The sequence below is a fragment of the Micromonospora sp. NPDC003816 genome (genome assembly GCF_042874705.1).
Lineage (GTDB): Bacteria > Actinomycetota > Actinomycetes > Mycobacteriales > Micromonosporaceae > Micromonospora.
Genome location: NZ_JBIANP010000001.1, coordinates 733953 through 746331 on the forward strand (window position 1 = coordinate 733953; position 12379 = coordinate 746331).

Here is a 12379-nt window from a genome sequence, read left to right on the forward strand (position 1 = left end):
GAAGCTGATGTCCGAGGCCGCGATCATTTCCGTGCGAGGAGTCACCAAGCAGTTCACCGGCGGAGACCGCACGGTGACGGCGCTTGAGGACATCGACCTGTCGATCGAGCGGGGCGAGTTCGTGTCCCTGCTGGGTCCCAGCGGTTGCGGCAAGAGCACGCTGCTGCGGATCCTGGCCGACCTCACCGAGCCGACCAGCGGCACGGTGTCGCTCAACGGCAAGACGCCGGCCGCGTCCCGGTTGGACCGGGACTACGGCATGGTCTTCCAGCAGGCCGGACTCTTCGAGTGGCGGACCGTGCAGCGCAACGTCGAACTGCCGTTGCAGGTGGCCGGAGTGGACAAGTCGACCCGGCGGGCCAAGGCCCACGAGATGCTGGAACTGGTCCGGCTCACCGACTTCTCCCGCCACTTCCCCTGGCAGCTCTCCGGCGGCATGCAGCAGCGGGTGGCTATCGCCCGCGCGCTCTCGGCGGACCCGGAGATCCTGTTCATGGACGAGCCGCTGGGCGCGCTCGACGAGATGAACCGCGAACGCCTGCAGGGCGAGCTGCTCCGGATCTGGTCGGACACCCAAACCACGGTCGTCTTCGTGACGCACAGCATCTCCGAGGCGGTCTTCCTCTCCTCGCGGATCGTCGTGATGTCCGCCCGGCCCGGCCGCATCGCCGCCAGCATCGACGTCGACCTGCCGTACCCACGGACCGCGGCGACCCGGACCACCGACGCGTTCTTCGCCAAGGTGACCGAGGTGCGCGCGGCGCTGCACGGCGCCCCGGCCGAGCAGGCGGCCCGATGAGCGCCACGCCTCTCGCGCGGACCACCCCGCCCGCCGCCGCGGTGCGGACGGCCCTCGGCCGGTTCCTGCCGGTCGTGCTCACGGCGGTGGTGATCCTCGGCTCATGGCAGTTGGTCGTCACGGTCTTCGACGTCCCGTCGTTCATCGTGCCGGCGCCGGTGGAGATCTCCTCCGCGTTCCGCTCCGAGTTCGGCACGATCATGTCGGCCTCGGTGGTCACCGTGCGGGCGGTACTCCTCGGCCTCTTCCTCGGCGCGGTCGCCGGGGTCACGGTGTCGCTGGCGCTCAGCCGCTTCCCGGGCGTGTCCGGCCCGGTGCTGACCGCCGCCGTCATCATCAACTGCGCCCCGATCGTGGCCCTCGCACCGATCTTCAACAACTGGTTCGGGGTCACCAACCCGATGTCCAAGGCGGGGGTGGCCGCGGTGATGGTCTTCTTCCCGGTCCTGGTCAACACCACCAGGGGACTCCTCCAGGTCTCACCCCTGCACCTGGAGATCATGCAGTCGCTCGCGGCACAGCCACGACAGGTGGCGCTCATGCTGCGGCTGCCCAACGCGTTGCCGTACCTGTTCAACGCGCTCAAACTCGGCAGCACGCTCGCCGTGATCGGCGTGATCGTGACCGAGTACTTCGGTGGACCGAGCAACGCGCTCGGGGTGTACATCGCCTACCAGGCGGCCCTGCCCCGCTTCGAGTACGCCTGGGCCGGGATCGCCGTGGCCAGTGCCCTCGGTCTGCTGCTGTTCGGTGCCACGTCCCTGCTGGAACGCCTCCTGATGCCCTGGCACGAGTCCCTGCACGACAGCGACTCCTAAGAGCCCGGATCCCCCACGAAATGTTGGAGTCAGATATGGCCCTGCACCTACGGCGGACCTCGCGGAGGAACCGCCCGATCACGATCGCCGCCAGCCTCGCCGCCGTCCTGCTCGCCGCCTCGGCCTGCGGCGGCATGTCCGACGGCCCGAGCGAGTCCGCGGCCGAGGCCGCCAAGAACTGCGAGTCGACCACCAAGGTCCGGGTGGTGCTCCAGTGGGTCGCCCAGGCCCAGTTCGCCGGCTACTACGCGGCGAAGGAGAAGGGGTACTACGCCGAGGAGTGCCTCGACGTCACCATCCAGGAGGGCGGCGTCAACATCGTCCCCCAGCAGGTGCTCTCCGCCGGCAACGCCGAGTTCGCGGTCAGCCACGTCACCAAGACGATGGTCACCCGGGAACAGGGCGCGGACCTGGTCAACATCGGCCAGGTGTTCCAGCGCGGCGCGTACCTCCAGGTCGCCTGGGCCGACTCCGGCATCAAGGAGCTGACCGACCTCAAGGGTAAGAAGGTCGGCAGCTGGGGTTACGGCAACGAGCTGGTGCTCTTCGCCGCGATGAAGGACGCCGGTGTCGACCCGACCAAGGACGCCGAGATCATCCAGCAGCCGTTCGACATGTCGCTGCTGCTGCGTAAGGAGGTCGACGCCGCCCAGGCCAAGACCTACAACGAGTATGCCCAGTTGCTGGAGACCAAGAACCCGGACACCGGCGAGCTGTACCAGCCGTCGGACTTCTCCGTGATCAACCTCCAGGACGCCGGCTACACCAGCCTCGAGGACGGCGTCTACGCCCGGGGTGACTGGCTCAACGAGCAGGCCAACCAGGACACGGCGGTGAAGTTCCTCAAGGCGTCCTACCGGGGCTGGGGCTTCTGCCGCGACGAGCTGGACGACTGTGTGGACATCGTGCTCAACGCCGGTAGCGCGCTGGGCAAAGGACACCAGACCTGGATGCTCAACGAGATCAACAAGCTGATCTGGCCGGCCGCCAACGGCGTCGGGATGATGGACCAGGCGGCCTGGGACCAGACGATCAAGATCGCGATGGGCGGCGGGGTGCTCAAGGGCGTGCCGGACTCCGACGCGTTCCGCACCGACCTGTCGAAGCGCGCCAACGACGAACTGAACGCCGACGGCTTCGACGCCAACGGGAACTCCTACACGCCGGAGACCGTGACGATCACCGAAGGCGGCAGGTAGGCGAGCGGCCGGGTGCCGCGCGGCTCCCGCCGTTCGGCACCCGGCCGCAGCCGATGGCTTCTGCCAAGATGTGGGCCGTATCTCACGGCTGACGGCAATTGATGGAGGTAGCGATGGCGCCCAGTGAGGCGGGCCTGGTGCGACGCACGATCTGGCTCCTGCGGGCGGTGGCGGCGCACCCGGAAGGTGTCGGGCTCAGCGAGGTCGCCCGCGAGGCGGGTATCCCGAAGGCCACCTGCTATCGGGTGCTCACCGTGCTGGAGCGGGAGAGCTGGCTCACCCTGGATCCGATCACCCGTCGCTACCGGGTGTCCCTCGGTCTGCTCTCCATCGTGGGCGGACTGCTCGACGGCGGTGGCGCCTACGGCCACATGCGCGAGGTGCTGCGCAACCTCGCCGAGGAGACCCGGGAGACCGCCGGCTTCGACGTGCTGCTGCCACCACAGGTGATGGTCGTGGCGCAGGTGCCGGGTCCGTCGCTGATCGGGCAGACGCTCAAGCCGGTACCCCGTACCCAGCCGGTCTGGGCCACCTCCACCGGCAAGGTGCTGCTGGCGGCGCTGAGCGCGGAGTCGGTGTGGGAGGACTTCACCGAGGAGTTCGCCGAGCACGCCCCGCCGGAGGTGGGCGACCTGGAGTCCTTCGTGGCCTCGTTGGACGCGGTCCGGGAGCGCGGATTCGCCTTCGCGTACGACGAACTTGAGGTCGGGGCGGCATCGGTCGCGGCACCGGTGCGGCTGCGCGGCAACACGCCGTACGCGGTCTGGATCGGCGGGCCGACGTACCGGATCACCCGCGAGCGCATCGACACCATGGCGGAGTCGGTGATCAAGGCCGCCCGGCAGCTCACCGACCTGCTCAGTAACGCAGACATCGACATTCCGAGTGCCTTCGCCAGACGCTAGGGCACCCGCCGACCGCACCGGCTCGTCCACGGCGAGGTGTGCGGTGAAGGAGGAGACAATGGCCGTACCAGCCGAGGTGTTGGCGGCGGCACTGACGGTGGTCGACAAGACCCCCAAGGGGCTGTACGTCGACGGCGAGTGGCGCGCGGGTCGGGACGGTGCCGTCCTGCCCGTGGAGGACCCGGCGACCGGCACGACCGTCGCCGAGGTGGCGGACGCCTCGGTCGAGGACGGGCGGGACGCGCTGGCCGCCGCCGCCCGGGCCCAGGCCGGGTGGGCCGCGACCCCGCCCCGGGAACGGGGCGAGGTGTTGCGGCGGGCGTTCGACCTGATCATCGAGCGCCGTGACGACCTGGCCCGGATGATGACGCTGGAGATGGGCAAGGCGTTCGCCGAGTCCCAGGCCGAGGTGAGCTACGCCGCCGAGTTCCTGCGCTGGTTCGCCGAGGAGGCGGTCCGCATCGACGGCGGCTACCTGCCGGCGCCGGGCGGCAACTCGCGGGTCGTGGTGATGCGCCAACCGGTCGGCCCCTGCCTGCTGGTGACCCCGTGGAACTTCCCGATGGCGATGGGCACCCGCAAGATCGGTCCCGCCCTGGCGGCCGGGTGCACCGTCGTGGTCAAGCCGGCCAAGCAGACCCCGCTGTCCATGCTGGCGCTGGTGCAGATCCTGGAGGAGGCCGGCCTGCCCCGGGGCGTGGTCAACGTGATCACCACCTCGCAGTCCGGCCGGGTCACCTCGGCCCTGCTCACCGACGAGCGGCTGCGCAAGCTGTCGTTCACCGGTTCGACCCCGGTCGGCCGGACCCTGCTGGCCCAGTCCGCCGACCGGGTGCTGCGGACCTCGATGGAACTGGGCGGGAACGCGCCGTTCCTGGTCTTCGCCGACGCCGACCTCGACCTGGCCGTCGAGGGGGCGGTCCAGGCCAAGATGCGCAACGTCGGCGAGGCGTGCACCGCCGCGAACCGGTTCTATGTGCACCGCTCGGTGGCGTCGCGCTTCGTCGAGGCGCTCGCCGAGCGACTCGGCGGGCTGCGGGTCGGGCACGGGCTGGACCCGTCGACCGACGTCGGGCCGCTCATCGACGGCGTCGCGGTGACCTCGGTCGCCGAGCTGGTCGCCGACGCCACGCAGGCCGGTGCGGCGGTCGTCACCGGTGGCGGGCCGGTCGAGGGAGCGGGGCACTTCTTCGCGCCGACCGTGCTCTCCGGTGTGCCGGACGACGCCCGGTGCATCCGCGAGGAGATCTTCGGCCCGGTCGCCCCGGTGGTGGCCTTCGACGACGAGGACGAGGCGGTCGGCCTGGCCAACGCCTCCGAGTACGGCCTGGCCGCGTACGTCTTCACCGAGAACCTGGGCCGTGGTCTGCGGGTGACCGAGCGGCTGGAGAGCGGGATGGTGGGCCTCAACCAGGGCGTCATCTCCAACCCGGCGGCCCCGTTCGGCGGCGTCAAGCAGTCCGGTCTGGGGCGCGAGGGCGGGACGGTCGGCATCGACGAGTACCTCACCGTCAAGTACGCGGCGGTGCGGGCACCATGGTGACCCGCTTCCTGCTCGCCGGGGTGCAGATGGCCCCGGTCTTCGGTGACGTCGCGGCGAACGTCGCCGGCACGTCCGCCTGGATCCGGGCGGCGGCCGAGCGGGGAGCCCGACTCGTGGTGTTGCCCGAGGCGGCCTCGGCGGGGTACGTCTTCGCCGACCGGGCGGAGGCCACCCGGTACGCCCAGCCGGTGCCGGACGGGCCGACGGTCGCCGCGTGGGCGCGGCTCGCCGCCGAACTGGACGTGTGGATCGTGGGTGGGGTGACCGAGCGCGACGGCGACGCGGTCTTCAACTCGGCGGTGCTGATCGGTCCGACCGGGCACCTCGGCACGTTCCGCAAGGCCCACCTGTGGAACGACGAGAAGGACATCTACGACCGCAACGTCGACGGCTTCCCGGTCTTCGACACGCCACTGGGCCGGATCGGCATCGGGATCTGTTACGACGCCTGGTTCCCCGAGACGTTCCGCAGCGCCGCGGTGCAGGGGGCCGACCTGGTGGTGCTGCCGTCGAACTGGGTGCCGGTGCCGGGACAGCCGAGGGCGGCACCGGCGATGGCGAACCTGATGTGCATGACCGGCGCGCACTCCAACCAGTGCTACGTCGCCGGGATCAGCCGGATCGGGGCGGAACGCGGTCAACCCTTCATCGGCCGGTCGGTCCTGGTCGGACCGGACGGCTGGCCGATCGCCGGCCCGGCCAGCGGGGACCGTGAGGAACTCGTGCTGGCCGAGGTGGACCTGATCGGTACGCGGGCGCAACGGCTGCACAACCCGTTCAACCAACCGCTCGCCGACCGGCGGACCGATCTCTATGTGACCGACGGACCGGCTCTGCCCGCAGTGCTGCCGTCACCGCGCTGACCTGCGTGGACGGCGAGAGATGAACCTCGCCGGATAGCCGGATACGTCCCTGGGGGCTATTGACTCGCACCCTCGGCAACGCCAGGATATGAACCAATGGTTCATCCAATGAACCACTAAGGAGTGATCGTGAGCATCCGGGTTCGCAAGCTGATCCGTCACCTCGAAGAGACGCGGCTGGAGAACGGCAGAGCGGTGCAGCCGGTGCACCGGGTCGCCTTCGCCGGCGTGGTCATCGAGAATCCCTACCCCAGCGAGTACGTGCAGGACCTGGTCACCCTGGCCGACGAGATCGGCCAGGAGATCGGCGAGCTGGTCGGCCCCGCCTGCGTGGAACTGCTCGGGGCCGAGGTCGAGGCGTTCGGCAAGGCCGCGCTCGTCGGCATCGACGGCGAGGTCGAGCACGGCTCGGCGCTGATCCACAACCTGCGCTTCGGCAACGTCTTCCGGACGGCCGCCGGTGGCACCGAGCTGCTGCCCGCCGCCGAGAAGGTCGGCGTACCCGGCAGCCCGATCGACATCCCGCTCAAGCACAAGCTGGACTCGAAGACCCGGTCCCACCACCAGACGGTGACCCTCCAGGTGGCCGACGTGCCCCGGCCCCGGGAGATCCTCGTGGTCTGCGCCGCGTCGAACACCGGACGCCCGCTGGCCCGCCTCGCCGCCTTCGGCGCCGAGCTCAAGAGCAACTGACGCCAGCGCTCGACGGGACGGAGCCAGCCGATGACCATCACCGACACCGACACCACCACCTGGACCAGCGAGCGGCTCAAGGAGACCGACAAGGAGTACGTCATCCACTCCTGGTCGGTGCAGGGCAAGCTCGACCCCATTCCCGTGGCCGGCGGATCCGGTTCGTGGTTCTGGGACTACGACGGCCGCCGCTACCTCGACTTCCAGTCCCAACTGGTCAACCTGAACCTGGGCCACCAGCACCCCCGACTGGTCGAGGCGATCCGCGCCCAGGCCGAACAGCTCTGCTACATCGGACCCGGCTTCGCCGAACGGTCCCGTGCGGAACTGGCCGAGATGATGGCCGGCATCACCCCCGGTGACCTCAAGATGAGCTTCTTCACCACCGGCGGCGCGGCGGCCAACGAGAACGCCGTCCGGCTGGCCCGGCACGTCACCGGCCGGCAGAAGGTCATCGCGCGGTACCGCTCGTACCACGGCGCCACGGCGGGCGCGATGTCGCTGACCGGCGACCCGCGCCGCTGGGCGGCCGAGCCGGGGATGAGCGGTGTGGTGCGGATGCTCGACCCGTACACCTACCGCTGCCCGGCCGGGCACCCCGACCCCTGCCCGGTCTGCTCCGGCGGCCCGCACCTGGAGGAGATCCTCCGGTACGAGAACCCGGAGACCGTGGCCGCCGTGATCGTCGAGCCGGTCACCGGCACGAACGGGCTGCTCTACCCGCCGGACGGCTACCTGCGCTCGCTGCGCGAGGTCTGCGACCGGTACGGCATCCTGCTCATCTTCGACGAGGTGATGGCGGGATTCGGGCGTACCGGCGAGTGGTTCGCCTGCGACCACTGGGACGTCGTGCCGGACATCCTCACCACCGCCAAGGGGCTGAACTCCGGGTACGTGCCGCTCGGCGCGATGACGGTCTCCACCCGGATCTCCGAGTGGCTGCGCGACAACATGTTCTGGGGCGGCCTGACGTACGCCGGGCACCCGCTCGCCTGCGCCTCCGGCGTGGCCTCCCTGCGGATCATGCAGGACGAGGACGTGGTGGGCAACGCGCGGGCGATGGGGGAGCGGCTCGGTGCCGGTCTGGCCACGCTGGCGGAACGCCACCCGAGCATCGGCGAGATCCGGGGCCGGGGGCTGTTCTACGGCGTGGAACTGGTCCGCGACCGCGACACCCGCGAACCGCTCGTGCCCTTCAACGCCAAGGGACCGGCCGCCGCACCGGTCGGCCGGCTGCTCAAGGCCGCGATGCAGCGGGGCGTCTACCTGACCGCCAACTTCAACGTCCTGCGGCTGACCCCGCCCCTGGTCATCACCGCCGACGAGATCGACCTGGCGCTCGGCGTCCTCGACGAGGTGCTCGACCTCGCCGACGAGCACTACCAGAACTGAGCCACGGCCCGGCGGGTGACGGACCCGCCGGGGAGAGGAGAGGCACGATGCCGACGACGCTGATCACCAACGGCACGGTCGTCAACGCCGACGCCGCGATCCGCGCCGACGTGCTGGTACGCGACGGCCGGATCGTCGCCCTCGGCACCGGCACGGACTGGACCGCCGACCACGTGGTGGACGCGACGGGCAAGCTGGTCATGCCCGGTGGCATCGACGCGCACACCCACCTGGAGTACCCGGTCGACGGCTTCAGCACCCACACCGCCGACGACTTCCACAGCGGCACGGTCGCGGCGGCGTGCGGCGGCACCACCACGGTCATCGACTTCGTCAAGAAGGAACCCGACCGGACGCTGTACGACACGTACCTGCGGCGGCGGGACACGGCGGCGGCCAAGGCCGTGGTGGACGTCGGCCTGCACGCCATCGTCCCGCCCCGCGCCGCCCAGCCGGACGTCCTCGACGACCTGCGCCGGCTGGTCGGCGAGGGCGCGACGAGCTGGAAGTTCTTCATGGCCTACCCGGGCCAGATGGTCGACGACGACGAGCTGCTCGACGGCTTCGAGCTGGCCCGCGACCTCGACGTGCTGCCGATGGTGCACGCCGAGAACGGACACATGGTGGCCCGCGAGGTGCGGCGCCTGGTGGACAGCGGCCGGACCGCCGAGAGCTTCCACATGCGGGCGCACGGGCACGACTCCGAGGCCGAGGCGGTGCACCGCGCGGTCGTGCTCGCCGACACCATCGGCACACCGCTGTACGTGGTGCACGTGTCCAGCGCGGAGGCGGCCGACGAGATCAGCCGGGCCCGGGCCGCCGGGTCACGGGTCTACGGCGAGACCTGCCCGCAGTACCTCGTGGTGGCCTACGAGGACTACGCCGACCTGGGGGAGCGGGCCGCCGCGTACGTCTGCTCCCCGCCGATCCGGGAACGCAGCAACCAGGACGGCCTGTGGCGGATGCTCGCCACCGGTGCCCTCTCCACCGTCGCCACCGACCACGCCGGTTTCTGCCTGCACCAACCCGACGACCTGCCGCCGCAGAAGCTGCGCAGCCCCGGCTACTTCCCCAAGGTGCCCAACGGTGTCCCCGGCGTCGAGGACCGGCTGATGGTCCTCTGGCAGTCCGGCGTGGTGAGCGGGGTGATCGACCCGTGCCGCTTCGTGGACCTGGTCGCCGCCCGCCCGGCCAAGCTGTTCGGCCTCTTCCCCCGCAAGGGCGTCGTCGCGGTCGGGGCGGACGCCGACCTGGTGGTCTGGGACCCGGCCGCCGACCACGTGATCACGGCGGCGGGCTCGCACACGCGCACCGACTACAACATCTACGAGGGCATGCGCGTGACCGGCCGACCGGTGCACGTCTTCTCCCGGGGCGAGCACCTGGTCGACCCCGACGGCCTGCGGACCGACACCCCCGGCCGGGGCGCCTTCCTGACCCGCGACGCGCCGCGTCTCCTCTGACCCACCGAATCCCCTGCACCACGTACGAGCGGAGCTGGACAGATGACACTTCCCCTGGGTATCCACGTCGGTGAGCGACTCAGCCTGGAACAGACCTACTGGCAGGCCGAGTTCGCCGACCAGAACGGGTTCGAGTCCGTCTGGGTCGCCGAGGGACGACTCGCCCGCGACGGCATCGTCCCGGCGGCGATCATCGCGAGCAAGACGCGCAACGTGAAGATCGGCACCGGTGTGGTCAACAACAAGAGCCGCAACGCGGCCCTGATGGCGGTCACCTTCAAGACGCTGGACGAGATCGCGCCGGGCCGGGCCATCCTGGGCATCGGCGCCTGGTGGGAGCCGCTGGCGACCAAGGTCGGCCAGCCGCTGTCCAAGCCGCTCAAGTCGATGCGCGAGTACATCACCGTCCTCCAGACGTTCTTCCGCAACGAGGTCGTCAACTTCGACGGTGAGTTCGTCCAGATGCAGGACGTGCGCTTCGACAGCATGTACCGGGAGAACAAGCCGGTCGACATCCCGATCTACATCGGCGCGGTCGGTCCCCGGATGCTCGAACTCGCCGGTGAGATCAGCGACGGCGTGCACATGGACTTCCTGCTGCCGCCGTCGTACATGGTGGGTGCGAAGCAGGCGATCGGCCGTGGCCTGGCCAAGCGGACCGACGGCCGCGACGCCATCGACCTGACCCAGATCGTCTCGTGCAGCGTCAACGACGACGACCCGCAGGAGGCCATCGACGCCTGCAAGGCGTTCCTCACCCTCTATCTGTGCCAGCAGCCGCACATCGCCGAGCACTGCGGGGTGGAGCGGGAACTCGTCGACCGGTTGCAGGAGATCGCCGGGTGGCCCGCCACGCCCGAGGACATCAAGCGGGCGATGCACCTGGTCCCGAACAGCCTGGTGCAGAACGTCACCGCTTGCGGCACCACCGACGACGCCTTCCAGAAGCTCCAGGCGTACCAGGAGGCCGGCGTGCGCTGCCCGATCATCTCCACGCTCGGTGACAAGGAGCAGACCCTCACCCGGCTGGCCCAGGCCGCAAAGGCATGACCGGGGCCGGAACCCCTGACCGCAGTCCTGATCAGCGCTCATCAGCGGTAGCAGACCGTTCGGGGCCGGCTCTGACCGGCGTCGCCCCGGTGGTCGGAAAGGTCCCCTCGTGAAACTCGCCGCCCTGCAACTCCGCGCCACCGACGACCGGACCGAGACGATCGGCCGCGCCGCCGACCTGATCGACGCCGCCGCCGACCAGGGCACCCGGATCCTGTTGCTGCCGGAACTGTTCGCGGTGCCGTTCGTCCAGCCCGAACCCGACCTGGACTACTTCCGGTACGCCGAGGGACTCGACGGTCCCTCGAACCGGATGGCGGCCGAGCGGTCGAAGCGGCACCGGATGACGGTCGTCTCCTCGATCTTCGAGGCGGGCCAGGTCCCCGGCGTCTACCACAACACGGCCTGCACCTACGTCGACGGTGAGCTGAAGTCGGTGTACCGCAAGTCGCACCTGCCGTTCTCCAACGGCTTCCCGGAGAAGTTCTACTTCCAGCCGGGCGGCACCGAGCCCGACGTGGTGCAGACCGGCGAGACCGGGGTCGGCACCATCATCTGCTACGAGCGGCACTTCCCCGAACTCAGCCGCGTGGTGGCCCTGCGCGGCGGCTCGGTGCTCTGCGTACCGGTCGCCTCGGCGAGCGCGCCGATGCGCGAGGTGTTCCAGTTGGAGCTGCGCGCCCACGCCGTGTTCAACGGGCTCTTCGTCATCTGCGCGAACCGGGTCGGCACCGAGGGGACCAAGGAGTACTTCGGCCTCAGCGCGGTCTACGGCCCCAACGGCGACGTGCTCGCCCAGGCCGCCGACGACCGGGACGACATCGCGGTGGCCGAGGTCGACCTGGACCTGGTGGACCTGTCCCGCCGTCGCCGCCCGTTCCTGCGCGACCGCCGGCCCGAGCTGTACGGTCGGCTGACCCGGATGGAGCCGGAGACGTGACCCCGGGTCCGTGGGTGGTGGTCGTACCCGCCAAGTCCTTCGCGGCGGCCAAGACCAGGTGTGTCGGCCTGGCCGCCACCGACCGTGCCGCGCTGGCCCGGGCGATGCTGACCGACGTGCTCGGTGGGCTGACCCGGGCCCGGCGGGTCCGCGCCGTGGTCGTCGCCACCACCGACCCGCAGGTCACCGCTACGGCGTTGGCCTGCGGTGCCGTGGTCGCCGGCCGCGTCGGCCCGCCGGACCTGAACGCGGAGGTCCAGGCGGCGCTCCGGCTCGCCGGCGAGGCGTACGGCGACGCGCGCCTGGCCGTGGTGATGGCCGACCTCGCCGCGGCCCGTCCGGCGGAGTTCGACGCGGCGCTGGCGGCGGCCGGAGCGTACCCACGGGCGGTCGTGTCGGACGCCGACGGTACCGGCACCACCCTGCTGGCACTGACCGAGGCCGCCGACTTCCGTCCCTACCTCGGGCCCGGCTCGCGCCGCCGCTTCCTCGCCGACGGCTACCACGACCTGCCGGTGCTCGCCCCGGGGCTGCGCCGGGACGTGGACACCGTGGCCCACCTGCTGGACCTGCGGGTCGGTGACCTCGGGGCCGGCACCCGGGCGTGGGCCGCGACACCACCGTCCGTCGGCCCGCCCGTCGGCACCCGGCCCGTTCGTCGGGCCCATCCGCACGGCATCCGGCACCCGGCCTGAGGTGACCTCGGCCCGGACG

The 12379-nt window shown here is 70.7% G+C and carries 12 protein-coding genes; all 12 read left to right on the plus strand.

The features are described from left to right. The first annotated feature begins 7 nt into the window (after positions 1-7). On the plus strand, positions 8-799 hold the full coding sequence (locus ACFYTT_RS03195; RefSeq protein WP_131053154.1) for an ABC transporter ATP-binding protein: 792 nt from the start codon (positions 8-10) through the stop codon (positions 797-799). Next, positions 796-1617 carry an ABC transporter permease gene (locus ACFYTT_RS03200; protein ID WP_131053155.1) on the plus strand — a complete coding sequence of 274 codons (822 nt, stop codon included), beginning with the start codon at positions 796-798 and terminating at the stop codon, positions 1615-1617. The genes ACFYTT_RS03195 and ACFYTT_RS03200 overlap by 4 nt, the downstream gene beginning before the upstream one ends. A 20-nt stretch (positions 1618-1637) precedes the next feature. Further along, positions 1638-2816, plus strand: coding sequence for an ABC transporter substrate-binding protein (locus ACFYTT_RS03205; RefSeq protein WP_387257445.1), 1179 nt, complete (start codon positions 1638-1640; stop codon positions 2814-2816). Positions 2817-2929: 113 nt separating this feature from the next. Further along, entirely contained in the window at positions 2930-3721 is a 792-nt protein-coding gene (locus ACFYTT_RS03210; RefSeq protein WP_161594958.1) for an IclR family transcriptional regulator, read from the plus strand. A gap of 58 nt (positions 3722-3779) precedes the next feature. Then, entirely contained in the window at positions 3780-5264 is a 1485-nt protein-coding gene (locus tag ACFYTT_RS03215) for an NAD-dependent succinate-semialdehyde dehydrogenase (RefSeq protein WP_387257448.1), read from the plus strand. Beyond that, a complete protein-coding gene (locus tag ACFYTT_RS03220; RefSeq protein WP_387257450.1) occupies positions 5258-6127 on the plus strand; it encodes a nitrilase family protein in 870 nt (289 codons plus the stop codon). The genes ACFYTT_RS03215 and ACFYTT_RS03220 overlap by 7 nt, the downstream gene beginning before the upstream one ends. A 129-nt stretch (positions 6128-6256) precedes the next feature. Beyond that, positions 6257-6820 (plus strand): amino acid synthesis family protein, encoded by a 564-nt coding sequence (locus ACFYTT_RS03225; protein WP_199489138.1) that lies wholly within the window; start codon positions 6257-6259, stop codon positions 6818-6820. A gap of 30 nt (positions 6821-6850) precedes the next feature. Continuing rightward, the gene (locus ACFYTT_RS03230; protein ID WP_131053159.1) at positions 6851-8212 is read left to right on the plus strand and encodes an aminotransferase class III-fold pyridoxal phosphate-dependent enzyme; all 1362 of its coding nucleotides are present in this window, start codon (positions 6851-6853) and stop codon (positions 8210-8212) included. Positions 8213-8259: 47 nt separating this feature from the next. Next, a complete protein-coding gene (hydA, locus tag ACFYTT_RS03235; protein ID WP_131053160.1) occupies positions 8260-9675 on the plus strand; it encodes a dihydropyrimidinase in 1416 nt (471 codons plus the stop codon). Positions 9676-9717: 42 nt separating this feature from the next. Continuing rightward, positions 9718-10725, plus strand: coding sequence for an LLM class flavin-dependent oxidoreductase (locus ACFYTT_RS03240; protein WP_176093751.1), 1008 nt, complete (start codon positions 9718-9720; stop codon positions 10723-10725). Between the two features lie 109 nt (positions 10726-10834). Then, positions 10835-11665: a nitrilase-related carbon-nitrogen hydrolase gene (locus tag ACFYTT_RS03245; protein WP_131053162.1), complete on the plus strand. Its 831-nt coding sequence runs from the start codon at positions 10835-10837 to the stop codon at positions 11663-11665. Then, the gene (cofC, locus tag ACFYTT_RS03250; protein ID WP_131053163.1) at positions 11662-12360 is read left to right on the plus strand and encodes a 2-phospho-L-lactate guanylyltransferase; all 699 of its coding nucleotides are present in this window, start codon (positions 11662-11664) and stop codon (positions 12358-12360) included. Before ACFYTT_RS03245 ends, cofC begins: the two co-directional genes overlap by 4 nt. Positions 12361-12379 lie beyond the last annotated feature (19 nt).

Bases quoted from the DNA above. Each gene is read 5' to 3' on its own strand.
- ACFYTT_RS03205 (WP_387257445.1), top strand. From the start codon at position 1,638: ATGTTGGAGTCAGATATGGCCCTGCACCTACGGCGGACCTCGCGGAGG.
- ACFYTT_RS03215 (WP_387257448.1), top strand. From the start codon at position 3,780: ATGGCCGTACCAGCCGAGGTGTTGGCGGCGGCACTGACGGTGGTCGAC.
- ACFYTT_RS03220 (WP_387257450.1), top strand. From the start codon at position 5,258: ATGGTGACCCGCTTCCTGCTCGCCGGGGTGCAGATGGCCCCGGTCTTC.
- ACFYTT_RS03195 (WP_131053154.1), top strand. From the start codon at position 8: ATGTCCGAGGCCGCGATCATTTCCGTGCGAGGAGTCACCAAGCAGTTC.
- ACFYTT_RS03240 (WP_176093751.1), top strand. From the start codon at position 9,718: ATGACACTTCCCCTGGGTATCCACGTCGGTGAGCGACTCAGCCTGGAA.
- ACFYTT_RS03230 (WP_131053159.1), top strand. From the start codon at position 6,851: ATGACCATCACCGACACCGACACCACCACCTGGACCAGCGAGCGGCTC.
- hydA (WP_131053160.1), top strand. From the start codon at position 8,260: ATGCCGACGACGCTGATCACCAACGGCACGGTCGTCAACGCCGACGCC.
- ACFYTT_RS03200 (WP_131053155.1), top strand. From the start codon at position 796: ATGAGCGCCACGCCTCTCGCGCGGACCACCCCGCCCGCCGCCGCGGTG.
- ACFYTT_RS03210 (WP_161594958.1), top strand. From the start codon at position 2,930: ATGGCGCCCAGTGAGGCGGGCCTGGTGCGACGCACGATCTGGCTCCTG.